Origin of the sequence: Streptomyces sp. NPDC003038, assembly GCF_040611115.1 — a bacterium.
GTDB lineage: Bacteria > Actinomycetota > Actinomycetes > Streptomycetales > Streptomycetaceae > Streptomyces.
Genome location: NZ_JBEXNN010000009.1, coordinates 20,181 through 42,957, shown reverse-complemented (window position 1 = coordinate 42,957; position 22,777 = coordinate 20,181). Strand labels below are relative to the sequence as shown.

The 22,777-nt window shown below is 73.5% G+C and carries 18 protein-coding genes; 9 read left to right on the top strand and 9 right to left on the bottom strand.

Going from position 1 to position 22,777, the window contains the following annotated elements; genetic code table 11:
- Window positions 1-10: 10 nt before the first annotated feature.
- A complete protein-coding gene (locus ABZX75_RS14100) occupies window positions 11-793 on the bottom strand; it encodes an SDR family oxidoreductase (protein WP_355410417.1) in 783 nt (260 codons plus the stop codon).
- Window positions 794-913: 120 nt separating this feature from the next.
- Between ABZX75_RS14100 and ABZX75_RS14095 the strand changes: the two genes are divergently transcribed.
- Window positions 914-2,059 (top strand): acyl-CoA dehydrogenase family protein, encoded by a 1,146-nt coding sequence (locus ABZX75_RS14095; protein WP_355410416.1) that lies wholly within the window; start codon window positions 914-916, stop codon window positions 2,057-2,059.
- Window positions 2,059-3,063, top strand: a complete 1,005-nt coding sequence (locus ABZX75_RS14090) for an acyl-CoA dehydrogenase family protein (RefSeq protein ID WP_355410415.1) — start codon at window positions 2,059-2,061, stop codon at window positions 3,061-3,063. Before ABZX75_RS14095 ends, ABZX75_RS14090 begins: the two co-directional genes overlap by 1 nt.
- A 199-nt stretch (window positions 3,064-3,262) precedes the next feature.
- On the opposite strand, the gene ABZX75_RS14085 is transcribed toward ABZX75_RS14090, so the two are convergent.
- Window positions 3,263-3,604, bottom strand: a complete 342-nt coding sequence (locus ABZX75_RS14085) for a hypothetical protein (RefSeq protein WP_355410414.1) — start codon at window positions 3,602-3,604, stop codon at window positions 3,263-3,265.
- Between the two features lie 72 nt (window positions 3,605-3,676).
- Here ABZX75_RS14085 and ABZX75_RS14080 point away from each other — a divergent pair, with 72 nt between their 5' ends.
- Together ABZX75_RS14080 and ABZX75_RS14075 are read left to right on the top strand one after the other, a co-directional pair.
- Complete coding sequence (locus ABZX75_RS14080; protein ID WP_355410413.1) at window positions 3,677-4,405, top strand: VWA domain-containing protein; 729 nt, start codon at window positions 3,677-3,679, stop codon at window positions 4,403-4,405.
- Window positions 4,406-4,451: 46 nt separating this feature from the next.
- Window positions 4,452-4,946, top strand: coding sequence for a pyridoxamine 5'-phosphate oxidase family protein (locus ABZX75_RS14075; protein WP_355410412.1), 495 nt, complete (start codon window positions 4,452-4,454; stop codon window positions 4,944-4,946).
- A 52-nt stretch (window positions 4,947-4,998) separates the two neighbouring features.
- On the opposite strand, the gene ABZX75_RS14070 is transcribed toward ABZX75_RS14075, so the two are convergent.
- The 7 genes from ABZX75_RS14070 to ABZX75_RS14040 form a co-directional block, all read right to left on the bottom strand.
- Complete coding sequence (locus ABZX75_RS14070) at window positions 4,999-6,390, bottom strand: DUF1906 domain-containing protein (RefSeq protein WP_355410411.1); 1,392 nt, start codon at window positions 6,388-6,390, stop codon at window positions 4,999-5,001.
- Window positions 6,391-6,460: 70 nt separating this feature from the next.
- Window positions 6,461-7,564, bottom strand: coding sequence for a hypothetical protein (locus ABZX75_RS14065; protein WP_355410410.1), 1,104 nt, complete (start codon window positions 7,562-7,564; stop codon window positions 6,461-6,463).
- Window positions 7,561-7,782 (bottom strand): hypothetical protein, encoded by a 222-nt coding sequence (locus ABZX75_RS14060; RefSeq protein ID WP_355410409.1) that lies wholly within the window; start codon window positions 7,780-7,782, stop codon window positions 7,561-7,563. Before ABZX75_RS14060 ends, ABZX75_RS14065 begins: the two co-directional genes overlap by 4 nt.
- Before the next feature lie 55 nt (window positions 7,783-7,837).
- Entirely contained in the window at window positions 7,838-8,356 is a 519-nt protein-coding gene (locus tag ABZX75_RS14055) for a GNAT family N-acetyltransferase (protein WP_355410408.1), read from the bottom strand.
- Window positions 8,357-8,738: 382 nt separating this feature from the next.
- The gene (locus tag ABZX75_RS14050) at window positions 8,739-10,199 is read right to left on the bottom strand and encodes a glutamate synthase subunit beta (protein WP_355410407.1); all 1,461 of its coding nucleotides are present in this window, start codon (window positions 10,197-10,199) and stop codon (window positions 8,739-8,741) included.
- Window positions 10,192-14,730, bottom strand: coding sequence for a glutamate synthase large subunit (gene gltB / locus ABZX75_RS14045; protein ID WP_355410593.1), 4,539 nt, complete (start codon window positions 14,728-14,730; stop codon window positions 10,192-10,194). The genes ABZX75_RS14050 and gltB overlap by 8 nt, the downstream gene beginning before the upstream one ends.
- Before the next feature lie 422 nt (window positions 14,731-15,152).
- Entirely contained in the window at window positions 15,153-15,884 is a 732-nt protein-coding gene (locus ABZX75_RS14040) for a VIT1/CCC1 transporter family protein (protein ID WP_355410406.1), read from the bottom strand.
- Between the two features lie 247 nt (window positions 15,885-16,131).
- Between ABZX75_RS14040 and ABZX75_RS14035 the strand changes: the two genes are divergently transcribed.
- The 5 genes from ABZX75_RS14035 (at window position 16,132) to rbsK (ending at window position 22,712) form a co-directional block, all read left to right on the top strand.
- Entirely contained in the window at window positions 16,132-17,118 is a 987-nt protein-coding gene (locus ABZX75_RS14035; protein WP_355410405.1) for an ADP-ribosylglycohydrolase family protein, read from the top strand.
- A gap of 236 nt (window positions 17,119-17,354) precedes the next feature.
- A complete protein-coding gene (locus ABZX75_RS14030; protein ID WP_355410592.1) occupies window positions 17,355-18,773 on the top strand; it encodes an ADP-ribosylglycohydrolase family protein in 1,419 nt (472 codons plus the stop codon).
- Window positions 18,770-19,915, top strand: a complete 1,146-nt coding sequence (locus tag ABZX75_RS14025) for an ADP-ribosylglycohydrolase family protein (protein ID WP_355410404.1) — start codon at window positions 18,770-18,772, stop codon at window positions 19,913-19,915. The genes ABZX75_RS14030 and ABZX75_RS14025 overlap by 4 nt, the downstream gene beginning before the upstream one ends.
- On the top strand, window positions 19,912-21,762 hold the full coding sequence (locus ABZX75_RS14020; protein ID WP_355410403.1) for an ADP-ribosylglycohydrolase family protein: 1,851 nt from the start codon (window positions 19,912-19,914) through the stop codon (window positions 21,760-21,762). The genes ABZX75_RS14025 and ABZX75_RS14020 overlap by 4 nt, the downstream gene beginning before the upstream one ends.
- Window positions 21,759-22,712, top strand: coding sequence for a ribokinase (rbsK, locus tag ABZX75_RS14015; RefSeq protein WP_355410402.1), 954 nt, complete (start codon window positions 21,759-21,761; stop codon window positions 22,710-22,712). The genes ABZX75_RS14020 and rbsK overlap by 4 nt, the downstream gene beginning before the upstream one ends.
- The last annotated feature ends 65 nt before the right edge of the window (window positions 22,713-22,777 follow it).

Below are 22,777 nucleotides of genomic sequence, written 5' to 3'. Positions count from 1 at the left end.
GACACGTAACTCAAGCGCGCTGGCTGCTGACCGAGACGGTCTCGCCCGTCATGTACGACGAGTACCCGCTGGCCAGGAAGACGATGACGTTGGCGACCTCCCACGGCTCCGCGTACCGGCCGAAGGCCTCGCGGGCGGTCAGTTCGCAGAGCAGTTCCTCACTGGTGACCTTCACCAGGTGCGGGTGCATGGCCAGGCTCGGGGCGACCGCGTTGATCCGTACGCCGAACTCCGCGGCCTCCAGCGCCGCACAGCGGGTCAGCGCCATCACGCCGGCCTTGGCGGCGGCGTAGTGGGCCTGTCCCGCCTGGGCGCGCCAGCCGACGACGGAGGCGTTGTTGACGATGACTCCGCCGGTGCCGGCGGCGCGCAGGGAGCGCAGGGCGGCGCGGGTGCAGCGGAAGGTGCCGTTCAGGGTGACGTCGAGGACCTTGCCCCACTGGTCGTCGGTCATGTCGACGAGGGCCGCGGTGCCGCCGAGGCCCGCGTTGTTGACGACGATGTCGAGGCCGCCGTGGGTCTGTTCGGCGAGCGCGAAGAGCGCTCGCACCTGGTCCTCGTCGGTGACGTCGCAGGGGAGGGAGGCGACGCGGTCCGCTCCGAACCGTGCGGCGAGCGCGTCCTCGGTCTCCTTGAGGCGGCGGGCGTGGGCGTCGCCGATGACGATGCGGGCGCCCTCTTCGAGGAAGCGGCGGGCGGTGGCCCCGCCGATCCCGGCTCCGGCGGCCGCGGTGATGACGGCGGTGCGGCCCTTCAGCAGGGTGTGGCCGGCGATGTACTCAGGCGCGTTCAAGCCCGACCTCCCGTAGCCGACTCCGAGCGCCGGTGCGGAACTCCTCGACGCTGCTCATGGCCGTACGTTAACCTACCAAACAGTTGTTAGGGAAGCGGTACGGAGGGAGGCGGACGCCTGATGGATCTCACCCAGACGCCGGAGGTGGAGGCGTTCCGCGCCGAGGCCCGGGCCTGGCTGGCCCGCCACGTCCCCGCGTCCCCCCTGCCCTCCCTGGAGACGGAAGAGGGCTTCGCGGCCCACCGGGAGTGGGAGGCGCGGCTGCACGCGGACCGCTGGTCGGCGGTGTCCTGGCCCGAGGAGTACGGGGGCCGCGGCGTGGACATCGTGCGGTGGCTGGTGTTCGAGGAGGAGTACTGGGCGGCGGGCGCGCCCGGCCGCGTCTCACAGAACGGCATCAACCTGCTGGCTCCGACGCTCTTCGACCACGCGAGCCCCGGACAACGGGCGCGGGTGCTGCCGTCGATGGCGAGCGGCGAGGTGATCTGGGCGCAGGCCTGGTCGGAGCCCGAGTCGGGCTCCGACCTGGCCTCCCTGACGTCGCGCGCGGTGCGGACCGAGGGCGGCTGGCTGCTGTCCGGGCAGAAGACGTGGTCCTCGCGGGCCGCCTTCGCGGACCGGGCGTTCGGCATCTTCCGCACCGACCCGCACGCCGCGAAACCGCATCAGGGCCTGACCTACCTCATGTTCGGCCTGCGGGCGCCGGGGGTGACCGTGCGGCCCATCGGCCGCCTGGACGGCAAGCCGGCTTTCGCGGAGATCTTCCTGGACCGGGTCTTCGTACCGGACGAGGACGTGATCGGCGAGCCGGGGCAGGGCTGGCGGATCGCGATGTCGACGACCGGCAACGAGCGGGGGCTCACCCTGCGCTCCCCCGGCCGGTTCCTGGCGGCGTCCGCCCGGCTGGCCGGGCTGTGGCGCTCGGCGGGCGATCCGGCGGACACCGCGCTGCGGGACCGGGTGGCGGACGCGGTGGTCGGGGCGCGCGCCTACGAGCTGTTCACCTGGGGCTGCGCCTCCCGCTTCGCGGCGGGCGGGGCGATCGGCGCCGAGTCCAGCCTGAACAAGGTGTTCTGGTCGGAGTACGACATCGCCCTGCACGAGACGGCACTGGACCTGCTGGGCCCGGACGCGGAACTCGCCGACGGCGCCTGGTCGGAGCCGTGGATCTTCTCCCTGGCCGGGCCGATCTACGCGGGAACGAACGAGATCCAGCGCGACATCATCGCCGAGCGGCTGCTCGGCCTTCCGAAGGGCCGTCGCTGATGCGCTTCCTGCTGACCGACGAGCAGTGCGACTTCGCCCGTACCGTGCGCTCCCTGCTGGCTTCGGCGGAGGTCCCGGAGACGGCACGGGCCTGGGCGGGCGGCGATCACGCACCGGGGCGGGCGCTCTGGTCCCGGCTGGCGCGGACGGGCCTGTTCGCGCTGGCCGCGCCGGAGTCGTACGAGGGGATGGGCCTGCACCCGCTCGAACTTGCTCTAGGCTTCGTCGAGTTGGGCCGGGCCGGAGTACCGGGGCCGGTGGTGGAGACCGCGGCCGTGTCGGTGCTCCTGGCGGAGCTGGGGGACGAGGCGGTGGCGAAGCGGTTCCTGCCGGGGCTGGTCGCCGGCGAGGCCTCGGCCACGCTGACCGTGCCGTACGGGAGTCCGTACGCCCTGGACGCCGACGCGGCGACCTACCGCTTCACGGTGTCGACGGCGGGCGAACTCCGCCTGGCCGGCCGCGCCCCCGGCGCGCCGCTCCGCTCGACGGACCCGACGCGTCGGCTGTCCTTGCCCGCGGCCGGCGGCGAACTGCTGGCGTCGGGGCCCCGGGTGACGGCGGCGGCGGAGGCGGCCGGACGCTGGGCGCGGCTGCTGACGGCGGCGCAGTGCCTGGGCGTGGGCGAGGCGCTGCTGGCCCGCACGGTGGAGTACGCGAAGCAGCGCACGCAGTTCGGCACGCCGATCGGCGGCTTCCAGGCGGTCAAGCACCGGCTGGCGGACACCCTGCTGGGCCTGGAGTTCGCCCGGCCGCTGGTGTGGGCGGCGGGGCTGTCGCCGGCCCCGGGCGATGTCGCCGCGGCGAAGCTGGCGGCGGGGGAATCGTGCTACCGGGCGGCGATGGCGGCGCTCCAGCTGCACGGCGCGGTGGGCTACACGCAGGAGCTGGACCTGTCGCTGTGGCTGCGCAAGGCCCGCCCGCTGCGGGACGCGTGGGGCACGCCCTCGGCGTGCCGGGCGGAGGTCCTGCGCGGGACCTTCGGTGCCGCGCGCGGTGGTACGTGACGAGGACGGTGTGCACGAACAGTTCCCGCACACCACCGCCGCGAACCGGGGGCGAGCTGCCCCTGCCCCGGCCCGGCCGCCTGGAGGAGGGCTTCCGCGGGCCGGGCTCGGGCAGGGGAACGCCGTACCGGGACTACCGAGCGGGGAAGGCGCCCCACAGCAGGGCGTCCGCGACCGGCGCCGGTGCGCGGCCGAGGGTTCAGCGGAACTCGCGCACCACCTCGATGCGGCCCATGATGTGCGCGTTGAACTCGTCGAGCTCCTCCGCCGGAACCCAGAGCTCCAGGATCGTCTCGCCGCCCGCCTGCTGGACCGGGTAACGCGTGAGGAAGGCCGAGTCGACCTCGAAGCGGGTCACGAAGCCCGCCCCGTCGTGCTTGACGTTCCAGTCGCGGGCGATGCGGATCGCGTAGTCCTCGTTCAGGACCGGATAGAAGATCGGCTGCTCCGGCAGGCGCGGGGGCCAGGCGCGCCAGTCGAGGGCGCGGACCAGGTCGAGCTCGGCGGGTCCCGTCGGACGCCACAGGGTGGTGGTGGACATGCGGGCGACCCTACGGCCCGGGCACGGGGTCGGCCACGGGGATATCACGTGCTCTGACGTACCCTCGGGCCCATGTCCGCCAGCGCGATCGACCTCCGCAAGGTGCAGGAGACGGCTCCGGCGCTCGTGAGCCTCTACAAGAGCGCCGGGGTGAGCCTGCGCAAGCACGGCCTGGAGGGCGGGCGCGCCGCCGTCTACCTGGTGCTGGACTACTCCGGGTCGATGCGGCCGTACTACGAGGACGGCACCGTACAGGCCCTCGCGGACCGGGTGCTGGGGCTGTCGGCGCACCTGGACGACGACGGCCGGGTACCGGTGGTCTTCTTCTCCACGGAGGTCGACGCGGTCGAGGACATCACCCTCGCCGGGCACCAGGGGCGGGTCGGCGAGATCACCTCCCGCCTCGGCCACATGGGCAAGACGGCGTACGACGCCGCGATGGACGCGGTGATCGACCACTACCTGGACTCGGGGTCGGCGGACCCGGCCCTCGTCGTCTTCCAGACGGACGGCGGCCCGGTCAGCAAGCTCGCCGCGGAGAAGTACCTGTGCAAGGCGGCCCGGCTCCCGCTGTTCTGGCAGTTCGTCGGCTTCGGCAACACGCGCAGCACGCAGTTCGACTTCCTGCGCCGGCTGGACGAACTGCCCGTCCCGGCCAAGCGCGTGGTGGACAACGCGGGCTACTTCCACGCGGGGCTGGACCCGCGCACCGTCCCGGACGCGGAGCTGTACGACCGCCTGGTCGGGGAGTTCCCGTCGTGGCTGGCCGCGGCGCGCGCGGCGGGCATCGTGCGTGTTTGATCGCGTTTGAGCGGCGGGGGCTCCTGCCGGGCGCTTTGATGGGGGGATGACGACGAACAACTGGGCTGCGTTCGAGAAGGCGGAACCGGAATTCGCGGAGGCCGTCCGGGCCCGTTTCGCGCAGTACCCGCACCACGTCCTGGCCACCCTCCGCAAGGACGGCTCCCCTCGGGTGGCCGGTCTCAACGTCGACATCCGCGGCGGCGAACTGTGGCTCGGCATGATGCCGGGCTCGATGAAGGCCAAAGACCTCCAGCGCGACCCCCGCTTCGCCCTGCACACCAACCCCGGCGCGGGCGAGACGATGCCGGACGGGGACGTACGGGTCTCCGGGCGCGCGGTGGAGATCGTGGACCCGCCCGAGCTGCACCGGTACGCGGAGGAGACGGAGAGCCCGCACCCCTTCCACCTCTTCCACGCCGATCTGACGGAGGTGGTCCACATCGGCGTGGACGGCGAGGAACTGGTGATCCGGTCATGGACCCCGGCGCGCGGCCTGCGCACCATCCGCCGGGGCAATGACGACGAGCCGCCGCGCTAGGAGGCGCCGTACCAGGAGGGACCGCGTGAAGAGCCGCCGCGCGAGGGGCCGGCTAGCTGAGGGACAGGAGACCGCCGGCGTCGGCGCCGAAGACCGTCGGGTCGACGTCGAGCCGGTTGCGGTCGATGTTGATGGTGATCCCGCCGTACGAGGCGTTGTGGTCGCCGCGGAACTGGTGGACGCGACGCCGGCCCGGCCATTGGCGCGTGCCCGCGGGCAGTCCCATGTCGGCGTCGCTGACGGAGGCCGAGCCGTTCCAGCGGGCCACCCACAGCACGTCCGGCATGGACGCCGGGGCCTGGTGGTGGTGGGCGCTGAGCGCCTTGGCGCCGGAGCTCGCCGAGACGTAGGCGCCCGAGCGGTAGCGGAGCTCGTGCAGCCGCTCCGTCCAGGCGACCAGGTAGGAGACGACCGGGGCGTCCCAGGCGGCGCGGTCCGTGTAGTGCTCCAGGTCGTTGTAGAGCACCGTGCCCTCGGCCAGGCCCAGGGAGCGGGCCGCCTTCACCGCGCCCTCGGCGGCCGACCGGCCCTGCTGCCCGGCCGCGGCGGGGTCGGTGGACAGGCCGGTGGTGGCGCTGCGCCAGGGCTGCGGACCCACCCAGATCGGCATCACGTGCCAGCCCGCCTCGTCCTGCCGGCGCACCCAGTCGGCCGTGAGCTGCGGCTGGGCGCAGGCCCGGGCGCGGCCGCCGATGTAGACGCCGACCGCGCCGAAGGGGGACTCGGCCCGCCAGGTGTCCATCGCGCGCTGGGCCGGGGCGGTGCAGGCGTCGAAGCCCTCGCCCGTGAAGGGCTGTTGGGCGGTACGGGAACCCGCGAGGGCGGCGGCCGGCGCGGCTCCCGGGACCGGCGGAAGCACGGACGGCAGCACGGACGGAACGACGGACGGACGCACGGACAGCACGGACGGCACAGACAGCACGGACAGCACGGGCGACGGCATCGGGGTGATCGCTCCCGGGATGCCCGCGGCCACCGCAAGGCCCCGCGCCAGGATCCCTCGTACGGCGTCGGGCGCGGCCCCGTACGAAACGGTGGCCATGACCCCGGAGCGGCGCAGGGCGTACCGCAGCTCGTTGCTGTCGGGCCGGTCCGGGGCCTCGGGCAGGTCATCGGCGGAGTCCACCGCGACGGTCGGGATGTCGGCGCGCGGCGGGGCCCCGTCGAGGGGTTCCAGGTGCAGGGTGTCGGCGCGGGTGGCAACGGCGCGGCCGGCGGTGCAGTCGGTCTGGGTGCCGGCGTGGCCGAGGTAGAGGGTGGGCAGGTCGAGGCGCAGGCAGGCGCCTGGGTCGCGGTCGAGGTCGACGACCCTCCAGTCGGCGGGGACGGTGAGGCGCAGCCCTCGGTAGTCGACGCTCCGCCCGTCGGCGGTGGCGGCGGGCGAGGCGGGGATGAGCAGGGCGGCGCCGAGGAGACCGCACAGCAGGGTTCGGGTGGGGGCCATGGTGCCGATAGGTACCAGACGGCAGGGCCTGCCAACTGTACGAAGAAGCCCCGCAGATGGTCCGTACGGGCTACGGAGCCCGCTGGTCCCGGAAGGCGGGCAGGTCGAAGATCCGCTGCTTCCCCGCATCCTCCATGAGCTCGACGAGCGGCAGCGCCGGCTCCCACAGGTCCTTCTCGCCGACCTCCCGGACCAGCGCGTCGAGCTCGGCGTCGCCCAGCCCGGCGACGGCGCCCGCGATCACCTTGCGCGCCTCCTCGGGCAGGACACCGACCAGCGGCAGGAACTCCCCCCACAGGCCGGTCGCCACGACGGCGCTGACCGCTCCGGCCAGCACCTGCGGATCGCGCAGGGAGTCCAGGCGGGCCACGGCGAGCCGGTCGTCCTCGCCGAGCAGCGCGACGAGCGGAAGGAGCGACTCCCACAGCCCTTCGGTGTGCGTCACCCGCACGAGCGAATCGAGCGCCTGCGCGTCCAGCCGGGCGGTGATCTCGGCGATCCGTGTTCGCTGCTCGCCGGCGACCGTCCCGGCGACGGCGAGCGCCTCCTGCCAGAGCCCTCCGTCCGCGGCGGCGCGCACGACCGCCTGGAGCCGCTCGTCGCCCATGAGCTCCAGGATCCGCGGGAGCCGCTCGGGGAGGTCGACGTAGAATCCGGCGCGCAGTACGTCCGTGTCGCTGACCTGCTCCAGGATCCGCCCGAGCACCTGGTCCCGCAGGTGCCCGACGAACCGCCCCATGGTGAGGTGGTCGCGGTTCCCGGCGAGCACGACGGCGATCCGTACGACCAGCCCGTCGTCGAGGCGGTCCACGATTGCGGCGATCCTCCGCGGGTCGAGGTGGGCACAGGACTCGGCCGTGAACGACACCGGCAGCTTCTCGATGATGTCGGCGGCACGCGATGCGTCCAGCCGCCCGGCGACGGCGGCCGCCAACCGGGGACCCAGCGCTTTCTGCGAGATGGCCGCGGCCACCCCGGCCGGCACCAGCTTGGTCGCGGCGGCGATCCGGTCGAGCATCTCGGGCGCCCGGTCGAACAGCGCGGCGCTCGCCTGCTCCCGGAACCGCCGCACGTCCTCACTGGGCAGTCCCCGCAGAAACGCGAGTGCCTCCGGCTCCTCCCCCAGCAGCCGGGCGACCTTGTCCCCTTCCGCCCGGCTCGTCACGGCGCTCACCGGAACAGCACCTTGCGTACGGCCCCGCGCGCGAGCGCGGGCACCAGCTTGAGCGCGTCCTCGGCGGCCTCGTTCAGCCCGTCGGCCCGCCGCGCCCGCTCGGCCTTCACCGCCTCGGCCAGCCCCGCCAGCTCCTGCGGCGCGAGCCCGCCGAACGACCCGGGCGGCTCGACGCCTCCCAACTCCGCACTCAACCGGCCCAGTTCTTCCGTACTCACGGCGAGACCTCCCACGCAGAGACGACGGCTCGCCCCGAGCGTGCTGCCTCATTGACTAAGAGTCAATACCGCTCGGTAGCATCGAGCCGACCCTCCGCACCGCCGCACGCACCATGAAGACGTCCACCTCGTCCTGGACCTCGACGACGAACCCGTACCTCTCGTACAGGCCCTGCGCGGCGCTCCCCCGCAGCACGTTCAGCCGTACGGTCATCCCCTGCGCGTCCGCTCGCTCCAGCACCCCGCGCAGCACTCCGGAGCCGATCCCCTGCCCCTGGTACTCGGCCGCCAGGTAGAAGTGCTCCAACAGCAACCCGCCCTGGTCGGGCCGCACCGTGAAGCACCCCACCACCTGCCCGCCGACCACGAGGACGGACGAGTGCTCGACGGAGAACGAGTCCCGCAGCCGCCGGCGCACCCCGAGCTCGTCGTAGCGCCCGAGCCGCTCCAGATCCGCCCGCAAGACCTCGGCCCGCAACTCGGCGAGCACCTCGACGTCTCCCTCCCGGGGCGCCCTCACCTCGACCTCCACGGCCGCGACGGCCCGCGCGTACAACTCTTCCTGAAACTCCATGCCGCCGACCCTAGAACGACCCGCGACAACGCAAGCCAGGCGGCCCCGGCCCCCGCCGCCCCGCTCGGGGGCCGGCGGGCGCCGCGACGGTGAACGCTCAGCTCACCCTTGCGCCAGTTTGAAGCCGGCCCGAGCAGTCTTGCCCACGCCCTCGTCAAGCCTCACCCCGCACGCCACAGCGCCCGCCATCCCTGGTCGGGGACTTGGCGGGCGCTGTGTCAGAGTTCCGCACACCGTTGTACGGACCGTATGAGGGGTCCCCCGAGGGGGGTCTTACCGGTGGGACGGGCGCCGACCGCGCACCGACGGCCGGAGGCCGGCGCAGCCGGGTCGAAGCCCGGGAGGCCGACTGCGGCCGAGCGGTGCGAGCACGGCGTCGGAATCAGACGGTCAGGGAGCGGTCCGTCGGCTTGACCGGGTACGGGAGGGCGCTCGTGCCCGTCAGGAAGCGGTCCACGCCGCGGGCGGCCGAGCGGCCCTCCGCGATGGCCCAGACGATGAGCGACTGGCCGCGGCCCGCGTCACCGGCGACGAAGACGCCGTCCACGTTGGTCGCGTAGGAGGCGTCGCGCTCGATGTTGCCGCGGGCGTCCAGGGTCAGGCCGAACTGCTGGACCAGGCCGTTCTCCTGGTCCGTGCCCGTGAAGCCCATCGCGAGGGTGACCAGCTGCGCCGGGAGGACGCGCTCGGTGCCCGGCTTCTGGACGAGCTTGCCGTCGACGAACTCCACCTCGACCAGGTGCAGGGCCTTGACGTTGCCGTCCTCGTCGCCCTCGAAGTGGGTGGTGGAGACGGAGTAGACCCGCTCGCCGCCCTCCTCGTGCGCCGAGGTCACCTTGTACAGCATGGGGAACGTCGGCCACGGCTGCGAGGCGATCCGGTCCTCGGACGGCTTCGGCATGATCTCCAGCTGCGTGACCGAGGCCGCGCCCTGGCGGTGGGCGGTGCCCACGCAGTCCGCGCCCGTGTCACCGCCGCCGATGACGACCACGTGCTTGCCCTCGGCCGTGATGGGCGGCGCCAGGAAGTCGCCCTCCTGGACCTTGTTCGCGAGCGGGAGGTACTCCATCGCGAAGTGGATCCCGCGCAGTTCGCGCCCGGGCACCGGCAGGTCGCGGGAGACCGTGGCGCCGGCCGCGATGACGACCGCGTCGTACCGCTTGCGCAGCTGTACGGCGTCCAGGTCGCGGCCGATCTCCACGCCCGTGCGGAACTTGGTGCCCTCCGCGCGCATCTGCTCGATGCGGCGGTTGATGTGCACCTTCTCCATCTTGAACTCGGGGATGCCGTAGCGCAGGAGGCCGCCGACGCGGTCGGCGCGCTCGTACACGGCGACCGTGTGGCCGGCCCGCGTCAGCTGCTGGGCGGCGGCCAGGCCGGCCGGGCCGGAGCCGATGACGGCGACGGTCTTGCCGGACAGGCGCTCGGGCGGCTGCGGGGTGACGTCGCCGTTGTCCCACGCCTTGTCGATGATCGAGACTTCGACGTTCTTGATCGTGACAGCCGGCTGGTTGATGCCGAGGACGCACGCGGACTCACACGGAGCGGGGCACAGGCGGCCCGTGAACTCCGGGAAGTTGTTCGTGGCGTGGAGGCGCTCGGAGGCGGCCGTCCAGTCCTCGCGGTACGCGAAGTCGTTCCACTCCGGGATGAGGTTGCCGAGCGGGCACCCGTTGTGGCAGAACGGGATGCCGCAGTCCATGCAGCGGCCGGCCTGCTTGCTGATGATCGGGAGCAGCGAGCCCGGGACGTAGACCTCGTTCCAGTCCTTCAGCCGTTCGGCGACGGGACGGGTGCAGGCGGTCTCGCGCGGGGTGGTGAGGAAGCCCTTCGGGTCAGCCATTGGTCGCCGCCTCCATCATCTTCTCGGTCGTCTCGGATTCCGAGAGTCCGGCCAGCTCAGCGGCGTCCTTGGCGGCGAGCACTGCCTTGTACGTGGTCGGGATGATCTTGCTGAAGCGGTCCACGGCGACGGACCAGTCGGCCAGGAGCTTCGCGGCCACGGTCGAGCCGGTCTCCTCCTCGTGGCGGCGCACCACATCGTGCAGCCACTGCTTGTCGGCGTCGGACAGGGCTTCGACCGCACCCGCGTTGCCGACGTTGACGTTCTCCGCGGCGAGGTCGATGACGTACGCGACGCCGCCCGACATGCCCGCCGCGAAGTTGCGGCCCGTCTCGCCCAGGACGACCGCCTGGCCGCCGGTCATGTACTCGCAGCCGTGGTCGCCCACGCCCTCCGAGACGACCAGCGCGCCCGAGTTGCGGACGCAGAAGCGCTCGCCGGTGCGGCCGCGCAGGAACATCTCGCCGCCGGTGGCGCCGTAGCCGATGGTGTTGCCGGCGATGGTCGAGTACTCGGCGAGGTGGTCGGCGCCGCGGTCGGGGCGGACCACGATCCGGCCGCCGGAGAGGCCCTTGCCGACGTAGTCGTTGGCGTCGCCCTCGAGCCGCAGGGTGATGCCGCGCGGAACGAAGGCGCCGAAGGACTGGCCGGCCGAACCGGTGAAGGTCAGGTCGATCGTGTCGTCGGGCAGGCCGGCGCCACCGAACTTCTTGGTGACCTCGTGGCCGAGCATGGTGCCGACGGTCCGGTTGATGTTGCGGATCGCGAGCTGGGCGCGGACCGGCTGGGCGTCCTCGGCGGTGGCAGCGTTCAGCGCGTCGGCGGCGAGCTCGATCAGCTCGTTGTCGAGTGCCTTCTCCAGACCGTGGTCCTGCTCGATCAGGGCGTGGCGGACCGCGCCCTCGGGCAGCTCGGGCACGTAGAAGAGGGGCTCCAGGTCGAGTCCCTGCGCCTTCCAGTGCGTGACGGCCTTGGTCGTGTCGAGCAGCTCGGCGTGGCCGACGGCCTCTTCGAGCGTACGGAAGCCCAGCTCGGCGAGGAGCTCGCGCACCTCCTCCGCGATGAACTCGAAGAAGTTCACGACGAATTCGGGCTTGCCGGAGAAACGGTCGCGCAGGACCGGGTTCTGGGTGGCGATGCCGACCGGGCAGGTGTCCAGGTGGCAGACGCGCATCATGACGCAGCCGGAGACGACGAGGGGCGCGGTCGCGAAACCGAACTCCTCGGCGCCGAGCAGCGCGGCGATGACCACGTCGCGGCCGGTCTTGAGCTGGCCGTCCGTCTGGACGACGATCCGGTCGCGCAGGCCGTTGAGCAGCAGGGTCTGCTGGGTTTCGGCCAGGCCGAGCTCCCAGGGGCCGCCCGCGTGCTTGAGCGAGGTGAGCGGGGAGGCGCCCGTACCGCCGTCGTGGCCGGAGATGAGGACGACGTCCGCGTGGGCCTTGGAGACACCCGCGGCGACGGTGCCGACACCGACCTCCGACACCAGCTTCACGTGGATGCGAGCGGCCGGGTTGGCGTTCTTGAGGTCGTGGATCAGCTGAGCCAGGTCCTCGATGGAGTAGATGTCGTGGTGCGGCGGCGGGGAGATCAGGCCGACACCCGGGGTGGAGTGCCGGGTCTTGGCGACCCACGGGTAGACCTTGTGGCCGGGCAGCTGGCCGCCCTCGCCGGGCTTGGCACCCTGCGCCATCTTGATCTGGATGTCGTCCGCGTTGACCAGGTACTCGCTCGTGACACCGAAGCGGCCGGAGGCGACCTGCTTGATGGAGGAGCGGCGCGCCGGGTCGTACAGGCGGTCCGGGTCCTCGCCGCCCTCACCGGTGTTGGACTTGCCGCCCAGCTGGTTCATGGCGATGGCGAGGGTCTCGTGCGCCTCCTTGGAGATGGAGCCGTACGACATGGCGCCGGTGGAGAAGCGCTTGACGATGTCGGCGACCGGCTCGACCTCGTCGATGGAGAGGGAGGGACGGTCCTCGGACTTGAAGCCGAAGAGCCCGCGCAGCGTCATCAGGCGCTCGGACTGCTCGTTCACCCGGTCCGTGTACTGCTTGAAGATGTCGTACCGGCGGTTGCGGGTGGCGTGCTGGAGGCGGAAGACCGTCTCGGGGTCGAACAGGTGCGGCTCGCCCTCGCGGCGCCACTGGTACTCGCCGCCGATCTCCAGTGCGCGGTGCGTGGCCGCGATGCCGGAGGCCGGGTACGCCTTGGCATGGCGCGCGGCCACCTCCGTGGCGATGACGTCCAGGCCGGCGCCGCCGATCTTGGTGGCGGTGCCGTTGAAGTAGGTGTCGACGAAGTCGTCGTTCAGGCCGACGGCCTCGAAGACCTGGGCGCCGCGGTAGGAGGCGACGGTGGAGATGCCCATCTTGGACATGACCTTCAGGACGCCCTTGCCGAGCGCGTAGATCAGGTTCTTGATGGCCTGCTCCGGCTCCAGGCCGGAGAGGAAGGTACCGGCGCGCAGGAGGTCCTCGACGGACTCCATGGCGAGGTACGGGTTGACCGCGGCCGCGCCGTAGCCGATGAGCAGCGCGACGTGGTGGACCTCGCGGACGTCACCGGCCTCGACCAGCAGACCCACCTGGGTGCGCTGCTTGGTGGCGATGAGGTGGTGGTGCACCGCGGAGGTGAGCAGCAGCGACGGGATCGGCGCGTGCTCGGCGTCCGAGTGGCGGTCCGACAGGACGATCAGGCGGGCGCCGTTCGCGATCGCCGCGTCGGCCTCGGCGCGGATCTCTTCGATCCGGGCGGCCAGCGCCTCGCCGCCGCCGGAGACCCGGTAGAGGCCCGACAGCGTGGCGGCCTTCATGCCCGGCATGTCGCCGTCGGCGTTGATGTGGATGAGCTTGGCCAGCTCGTCGTTGTCGATCACCGGGAAGGGCAGGGTGACGCTGCGGCAGGACGCGGCGTTCGGGTCCAGCAGGTTGCCCTGCGGGCCCACCGAGGACAGCAGCGAGGTGACGAGCTCCTCGCGGATGGCGTCCAGCGGCGGGTTGGTGACCTGCGCGAAGAGCTGCGTGAAGTAGTCGAAGAGCAGCCGGGGGCGCTCGGACAGGGCCGCGATCGGGGAGTCCGTACCCATGGAGCCGAGGGGCTCGCCGCCGGTACGGGCCATCGGCGCGAGGATGACGCGCAGCTCTTCCTCGGTGTAGCCGAAGGTCTGCTGGCGGCGGGTGACCGAGGCGTGGGTGTGGACGATGTGCTCGCGCTCGGGGAGGTCCTCGAGCTCGATCTCGCCGGTCTCCAGCCACTCGGCGTACGGCGCCGCGCCGGCCAGCTCGGCCTTGATCTCTTCGTCCTCGATGATCCGCTTCTGGGCGGTGTCGACGAGGAACATCTTGCCGGGCTGCAGGCGGCCCTTGCGGACGACCTTGGCCGGGTCGATGTCGAGCACGCCGACCTCGGAGCCGAGCACGACGAGGCCGTCGTCGGTGACCCAGTAGCGGCCGGGGCGCAGACCGTTGCGGTCGAGGACCGCGCCGACCTGGGTGCCGTCGGTGAAGGTGACGCAGGCGGGGCCGTCCCAGGGCTCCATCTGCGTGGAGTGGTACTTGTAGAACGCGCGGCGGGCCGGGTCCATGGAGGTGTGGTTCTCCCACGCCTCCGGGATCATCATCAGCACGCTGTGCGGGAGCGACCGGCCGCCGAGGTGGAGCAGCTCCAGGACCTCGTCGAAAGAGGCCGAGTCGGAGGCGTCCGGGGTGCAGATCGGGAAGATCCGCTCCAGCGCGCCCTCGCCGAAGGCGTCCGTGGCCAGCTGGGACTCGCGGGCCTTCATCCAGTTGCGGTTGCCCTTGACCGTGTTGATCTCGCCGTTGTGCGCGACGAAGCGGTACGGGTGGGCGAGCGGCCAGGAGGGGAAGGTGTTCGTCGAGAACCGCGAGTGGACCAGGGCCAGCGTCGACGCGAAGCGGCGGTCGGAGAGGTCGGGGAAGAAGGGCTCCAGCTGGCCGGTGGTCAGCATGCCCTTGTAGACGATCGTGCGGGCGGAGAGCGACGGGAAGTACACCCCGGCCTCACGCTCGGCGCGCTTGCGCAGCACGAAGGCCTTGCGGTCCAGCTCGATGCCGCTCGTCCCTCCGCCGGTGACGAAGAGCTGCGAGAAGGCCGGCATGGTGGCGCGGGCGCCGTTGCCGAGCAGGTCCGGGGTGACCGGGACCTCGCGCCAGCCGAGGACCGTCAGGTTCTCCTCGGCTGCGATCGCCTCGATCTGCGCGACGGCCTGTGCGGAGCCGTCGGCAGGGAGGAAGGCGATGCCGACGGCGTACGCGCCGGCCTCGGGGAGGTCGAAACCGGCCACCTCGCGCAGGAACGCGTCCGGCACCTGGCAGAGGATTCCGGCGCCGTCGCCCGAATCCGGCTCGGAGCCGGTGGCACCACGGTGCTCGAGGTTCCGCAATACGGTCAGCGCCTGCTCGACCAGCGTGTGGCTGGCCTCGCCGCTGAGGTTGGCCACAAAGCCGACGCCACAGGCGTCGTGCTCGTTGCGAGGGTCGTACATGCCCTGCTGGGCGGGGCGACCGTCCATGGGCGACCAGGCGGTGTTGCTGAGGCCGGTCGCGGAGTGCGTGGATGCGGAACGCATCGGCTCTCCCGTCGTCGTCGTGGCATATGTGCATAGCCGAGGGACGACGTTGGCCCTCTGCGAAATTTCGTGCAGATTACATGATGACGACAATCCCGAGAAGCGGATACGTCATTCCAGCATGCGGACTGTACGAGGCGGAAATGAGCGGAAAAGAGGGGACTTTTCGCAGACGCTCACGTGCGAATCTGGGCGAGCGGGGCGAAGGTCCCGAGCATGAGCAGGCGGGCGTCATTGCCCGCGAGGTACCGGCCCGGCCGCGAGCCGGGGGGTCCTGGTCTGATTCCCGGCGGACACCGAATCGAAACCGCCGAGTAACGGACTACTTATGTTGCGCTCTGCATAGTGTCTCACTCCCGGCCCGGTCAGCCTATGGCTGCGCCGATCCAGGTTCCCAGGATGTACGTCACACCCGCCGCCGCGCCACCCAGGACGAGCTGGCGCAGCCCGCTGTACCACCAGGACCGGGCGGTGACCCGGGCGACGACCGCACCGCAGGCGAAGAGCCCGACCAGCGCCAGCAGCACCGCCGGCCACAGGGAGGTGGCCCCGAGCAGGTACGGCAGTACGGGGAGCAGCGCGCCCAGCGCGAAGGAACCGAAGGACGAGACCGCGGCGACCAGCGGCGAGGGCAGGTCGTCGGGGTCGATCCCGAGCTCCTCGCGGGCGTGGATCTCCAGCGCCTGCTCCGGGTCGCGGGACAGCTGCATGGCGACCTCGCGGGCCAGGGCCGGCTCGACGCCGCGCGAGACGTACAGCTCGGCCAGCTCCTCCATCTCGTCGACGGGGTGCTTGCGCAACTGCTGACGCTCTACGTCGAGTTCGGCGAGGACCAGCTCGCGCTGCGAGGCGACGGAGGTGTACTCGCCGGCCGCCATCGAGAAGGCGCCGGCCGCCAGGCCCGCCAGGCCCGTGATCGCGACGACGGGCGGGGCGACGGCCCCGCCCGCCACGCCGGTCATCAGGGCGAGGTTGGAGACGAGCCCGTCCATCGCACCGAAGACGGCCGGCCGCAGCCATCCACCATTGACGTCGCGGTGGGTGTGGTTGTCGCGGTGGGCGGTGTGCAGTGGTGCTTCGATGTCGATGATGGACATGCGGCGTATCTCCCCTTTTGCGCGAACGGACCTCATGAGGCTTCCCGTTCCCCCTGAACACCTCGAAACTACGCACGATTTCGGCCGCCCGCCAGCAAGGAAGGCCGTACTTACCTGCGGTTTTGCGGGTCGGCGACCGGGTGACGAGGGCGCGTGCGGGGTGTTTCGCGACGAGCGACAAACCACATGCCATGGCACAAATCCCCCAAGGGCTCATCATGAGTCCCATCAAGTGGAGAGGCGCGCCATGGAGCTGATTGCATCCAATCCGCAGGTCCTCCTCGAACGGGCCAGGGGCGCTCTTCTGGGACTGGCGGTGGGCGACGCGCTGGGCGCCCCCGCGGAGAACATGAAGCCGTCGGAGATCCGGGCCAAGTGGGGCCGTATCGAGGGCTTCGTCTCGGAGGACCCGGCGGGCACGGACGACACCGAGTACGCGATCTTCTCCGGCCTGCTGCTGGCCCGCCACGGGTCGGCGCTCGCCGTGTCCCACGTGGAACGGGCGTGGCACCACTGGATCGCGGACCTGGACGAGGGCCCCTTCCGCGGCGCGGGCTTCTCCGAGCGCGGCACCCTCGAAAACCTCCGCCGGGGCCTGGCGGCCCCCATCTCGGCCCAGCACCGGCACGCCTGGTCGGACGGCCTGGCGATGCGGGCCGCGCCGTTCGGCGTCTTCGCGGCCGGGCGGCCGGCGGAAGCGGCGCGGCTCGTCGCCATCGACGGCTGCGTCAGCCACGACGGCGAGGGCATCTACGGCGGCCAGGCGGTCGCGGCCGGCGTGGCGGTGGCCATGGCGGGCGGCAGCCCCGCCTCCGTCATCTCGGCGGCCGTGTCGGTCATCCCCTCGGACTCCTGGACGGCCCGCTCCCTGCGCCGGGCGGTGACCGCCGCCCCGCGCGGCGAACGGGCGGTCCGCTCGGCGGTCGTGATCGGCGGCTACCCGTGGACGGACCTGGCCCCGGAGGCGGTGGGCCTCGCCTTCGGAGCCTTCGCCGCCTCGGCGGGCGACTTCTCCGCCTCGGTCCTCATGGCGGTCAACATGGGCCGCGACGCGGACACCACGGCGGCGGTGGCGGGCGCGCTGTCCGGCGCGATGTCGGGCGCGGCGGCGATCCCCGCCGCCTGGGCGTCGGCGATCGGCCCGGTGCGCGGCAGCTGCCTCCCCTCGATGCGGGGCTACCACGTCCTGGACATCGCGGACCTCCTCACCCCGGAATACGAGGCGCCGCGATGACCCCGTCCCCGTCCCCGTACGCCCCGGACCCGTCGGCGTCCCCCACCTCCTCGGGCACCCCCCGCCCCACCGCCGCCCCGCCCCCGGCGCACCCGGCGGACCCGGCGGACCCGGCAGGAGGCCGGGCCGCACACCCGCCTGCCCTGCCGGTCCCGGGCGGCCGGCCCGAGCGCCCGCAGCCGGCCCCGACGCCCCGGGCGGCACGCACCGCCCCGGCCGAACGGAGGTCCGGGGGCGTGCCCGCACTGGCGGAAAGAGGCGGGCCGGCGGAAACGGCCCCACCCGACGCCGCCCCACCCCCTGCCGCCCCACCCCCCGCCGCCCCATCCCCCGCCGCGCCACCCGACACCGCACCCCCGGAGCCCCGTACCGCCTGGGCCGGCCCGGAAACCGCAACCGCACAAACGGCCCCCGCCGAGCCCCGTACCGCCCCGCGACCGCCCGCGCAGGCCGACGCCCCCACCGTCTGGGCGGAGCCCGGGACCGGGCCCGGGGACGTTGCCGCCGAGCCCCCCGCAGGGGCCCGGCGGATCGAGGGGCTTCTCCTCGGCCTCGCCGCAGGCGACGCCGCCGGGTGGCCCGCGGCCCGCCACCGCGCCAGCCGGATGCCCGAGTGGACCCGGCGCCTCACCCGTGAGCTCGACACCTTCGCCGAGCAGAACGCCACCACCACCCTCCCCGTCCCGATCGCCCTCAACCAGCCCCCCGAGCCCCTGCGCCTCGGGCCGTCCGACGACGCCGAGTGGGCCGCCTTCGTCGCCGAGTCCGTTCTCACCGCCGCGGGCGTGCTGCTCAGCGACCTCTCCCGGTCCCGCCGCATGCGCGCGGCCATCGACCTGGCGTGGAACGCCCTCGCCTCCGAGGTCGCGGCGGCAGCGGAACGCGCGCCCGAGGTCGAGTCCGCCGTACTCCCCCTCCGTGCCCGGATCTCCGTCCGCGCCGGCCTCGGCAATCTCGCCGCCGGCCTGCGCCCGCCGGCCACCGGCCACGACAACCCGCACTACTTCGACGACGCCGCCTGCATCCGCGCCTGCGTCCTCGCCGTCGTCCACCCCGGCGACCCCGGCGCGGCGGCGGACCTCGCCGAGTTCGACGCCCGCTACACCCAGGACGGCGACGGCGTCCACGGCGCCCGCGCCATGGCCGCCGCCATCGCGACCGCCCTCGCCGGCGCGGACGTCGACGCCGCCGTCGACGCGGCCCTCGGCCAGCTTCCCGAGGCCACCGAGATCGGCCGCAACGCCCGCCACGCCGTCAAGCTCGCCCGCGCGGCCCGAGGCGGCGGCGCCTTCGCCATCGTCCCGACCCTCGAACACGAGATCGTCGACCACGTCTACAGCTACGGAATCGCCGCCGCCGAGACCGTCCCCGTGGCCCTCGCCCTCGCGACCGCCGCCCGCGGCAAGGTGACCGGGGCCGTCCCGGCCGCCGCCTGCCTGTCCCGCGTCGCGGACTCCGCCCCCGCCCTCGCCGGCGCCCTCACCGGCGCGCTCGGCGGCGGCGACTCGATCCCTGCCGCCTGGCGCGAGGCCTGCCGCACCCTCTCGGGCTGCGCCCTTCCCCGCCTCGCCGGCACCGACCTCGTGGAACTCGCCGCGCTTCTCGCGCGTACGGAGCTCACCTCACCCAAGACCCAGGGGATGATTCGGACATGACGCTCACGTTGGAGGACCGGGCCTCAGGCGCTCTCGTCGGAGCCGCCGTCGGCGACGCGCTCGGCGGCCCGGTGGAGGGCTGGTCCCCGGACCAGATCGTGGAACGGCACGGCGGCCGCGTGCACGGCATCGTCGGCCCGTGGTACGAGAACTGGCGCACGGCCCGCCCCATCGCCCCGTACCACAAGGGCGACGGGCACGTCACGGACGACACCTTGATGACGCACGCGCTGGTACGGGTCTACGAGGCCGTACGGGACCACCTGGACGCCTACGCGATCGCCGAGCACCTGGTCCCCGATCTGATGAACAACCCGCGCTGGATCCCTGAACTGGAGGCGGAGGCCCTACCGTTGCAGCGGATCTTCCTCGCCGAGAAGTGGATCGTGACCAGGCTGCACTACGCACACGCCGACCCGCGCGAGGCCGGCAGCGGCAACATCGTCAACTGCGGTGCGGCGATGTACATGGCGCCGGTCGGCATCGCCAACGCGGGCAATCCGGCGGGCGCGTACGCGGAGGCGCTGGACGTCGCCGGCGCGCACCAGTCCTCGTACGGGCGGGAGGCCGCGGGTGTCTTCGCGGCGGCGGTGGCGGCCGCGTGCCTCCCGGGAGCGACGGCCGCCTCGGTGGTGGACACGGCCCTGTCCCTGGCCAAGGACGGCACGCGCGAGGCGATCTCCGCCGTCTGCGAAGTGGCCTACCGGCACCGGGACTTCGAGTCCGCGCTGGTTCCGCTCCGGGCGGCGGTGGCCCCGTACGACTCGGTCGGCCCGGACTACCGCAAACCCTCGCTGGATGCCCGGCGCCCGTCCCGGCTGCACGCGATCGAGGAGCTGCCGATCGCGCTCGGAATGCTGATCGTCGCGGACGGGGCGTACGAGACCTCCGTCCTGGGAGCGGTCAACTACGGCCGGGACTGCGACTCCATCGCCACCATGGCGGGGGCGATCGCCGGGGCGCTGGGCGGCGAGAGCGTGGTGCCCGCGGCCTGGGCCAAGCAGGTCGCCGAGGCCAGCCGCCTCGACCTGCACGCCCCCGCCGGGGCGCTGGCCGCCGTGGCCCGGGAGATCTTCGCCCGCGACCGGTCCCGCCGCCGCGCCCACGAGGCGGCCTTCGCGTCGATCTCCTCGCCCCGATGACGGCCCCCTCGAAGCCGGACCCGCCGGACCGTCCGCCGCCGTCCGCGCCCGGCCCGGCAACGGCGTTCCCGTCCGGGACCGACCCTCGGCCGCCCACCGGCGCCGACGACCTGGTCCGGCTCACCTGGGCGCAGCCCGAGGACCTCATCGGCCACGAGCTGCGCCAGGCGACCGAAGACGGCCGGGACCCGGAGGCCGTCCGGCGGGCCTGGCTGGCGGCGGGCGGGCACCCGGCGCCCGAGCGGGCCGGGGCCTCCCCCGCACCGGCGCCGCCGGAACTCCGTGCCCTGGCCGGGCGCCTGCTGGACGAACTCGCCCGGCTCCCCTCCCCCGGAGCCGCCGACGAGCCCGAGTCGTGGGCGGCCATCCAGGCCGCCTGGCCCCGGCCGGGCCGGCACCCGGCGGAGCCGCACACCGACACCGCGGGAAGGAGCGTGAGGGACGCACCCCGCCCGGCGAAGCCCCGGCTTCCGCGCCCGCCGGCCGAGGCCGCGCCCGGCGCCGCGGCTCCCGCGCGCGCGGACGCCCGTACGGCAGGTCCAAGCCATGACGCCCCGGCACGGACACCGGCACCGGCACCGGCACCGGCCGCCCATGGCCCCGCCCAGCCCGAGGATCCGGGACCCCCCGACCGAGCCCCGGCCGGCCACCCCCTCGGCCTCCGGCAGGCCATGCCCCGCCCGGAGCAGCCGGGGCATGGCGGCCCCGGCTCCGCCGCGACCGCCGTCCGCCCCGCACAGCGCGGAGCCGCCCGCTCGCTCCCGGCAGGCCGTGCGTACGGCCGGGACCCGCGCCTGCTCCCCCGGCTGGAAGCCTCATGGCTGGGCCGCGCCGCGGGCTGCCTCCTCGGCAAGCCCGTGGAGAAGCTCCCCCTGGCCGGCATCCGCGCCCTCGCCCGGGCCGCCGGCAACTGGCCGCTGGGCGACTGGTTCACCGCCCGGCGCGTCCCGCCCGAGCTGCTGGCCGCGTACCCCTGGAACCGCCGCTCCGCCCCCACCTCACTCGCCGAGAACATCGACGGCATGCCCGAGGACGACGACCTCAACTACCCCCTCCTCGATCTGCTCCTCCTCCAGCGGCACGGCAAGGGCTTCACCACCGCCGACGTCGGCCGTCTGTGGCTCGGCGAACTGCCCGCCGGGCGGACCTTCACCGCCGAGCGCGTCGCGTACCGCAACCTCCTCCTCGGGCTGGAGCCACCCGCCACCGCCACCCACCACAACCCGTTCCGCGAGTGGATCGGCGCCCTCATCCGCGCCGACGTCCACGGCTGGACCCACCCCGGCGAGCCGGCCGCCGCCGCGGCCCAGGCGTACCGGGACGCGGCCCTCACCCACACCGGCAACGGCCTGTACGCCGCCCTCTTCACCGCCGCCGCCATCGCCGAGGCCGCTACCGGCCGGGCCGACGTCCACGCCGCGCTCCGGGCCGGACTGACGGTCGTACCGCCCCGCTCGCGCCTCGCCGAGGCGGTCCGCTTCGGGATCCGGGCGGCGGTCGAGGAGGAGGACTTCGACCGTGTCGTCGACCGGCTGCACGAGCGCTACGGGCACTACCACTGGGTGCACGCCGTCCCCAACACCGCCCTGATCGCCGCCGCCCTCACCCACGCCGACGGCGACTTCACCCACTCCATCTGCCGGGCGGTCTCCGGCGGTTGGGACACCGACTCCAACGGGGCCACCGCGGGCTCGCTCGCCGGGCTGCTCGCCGGGTCGCCGGAGAACCTCCCGCACCGCTGGACCGCACCCCTCAAGAACCGCCTCGCCACCACCGTCCCCGGCTTCGACGGCATCGGTTTCGACACCCTCGCTCACCTCACCGCACAGGAGGCAGCACGCTCATGACGGCCATCGCCGTGCTCGGCAGTACGAACATGGACCTCGTCGCCTACGTCCCCAAGGCCCCCCGGCGCGGGGAGACCGTCACCGGCCGCGCGTTTCGCACCGTGCCCGGCGGCAAGGGCGCCAACCAGGCCGTCGCCGCCGCCCGCTGCGGCGGGGAGGTGGTGATGATCGGCGCGGTCGGCGCCGACGAGTTCGGCGTACGGCTGCGCTCCGCGCTCACCGCGGCCGGGGTCGAGACGGCGGCCCTGCGTACCGTCGAGGGCGCCAGCGGCACCGCGCACATCACCGTGGACGACGAGGGCGGCAACAGCATCATCGTCATCCCGGGTGCCAACGCCCACGTCACCGGCCTGGAGGCGGGCGACGATTCCCGGATCGCGGCCGCCGACTCGCTCCTCCTCCAGCTGGAGCTGCCCATGGCGGCCGTCCTGGCCGGAGCCCGAGCCGCTCGCACGCACGGCGTCCGTACGGTCCTCACTCCGGCTCCCGCCCAGCCGCTGCCCGCCGAACTCCTCGCCGCCACCGACCTCCTGGTCCCGAACGAGCACGAGGCGGCCGCCCTCACCGGTCTCACCGACCCGTACCAGGCCGCCGCGGCCCTGCTCCGGGACGTGCCCGAAGTGGTCATCACGCTGGGCGCGGCCGGGGCGCTGTACGCGGCTCGCGGGCGGGAGCCGCTGACCGTACCCGCACCCCGGGTCCGGGCCGTGGACACCACCGCGGCCGGGGACACCTTCGTCGGCGCCCTCGCCGTGGCCCTCGGGGAGGGACGTCCCATCGCGCACGCCCTGGGCTGGGCCTCGGCCGCGGCCGCACTCTCCGTCCAGCGGCCGGGCGCCCAGGACTCGATGCCGACCCGCGCCGAGACGGACGCGCTCGCGTCGGCCGGGCGGGAGGGGGGACCTGCGCCGGCCCCACGGGCGGGCACCGGCTCCGGAGCCGCTTCGTGACACCCGCCGACGCGGCGGCGGGGGCCGGCGCTCGGGGCCCGAACCGGGCGAACCCCCCGGCCGGA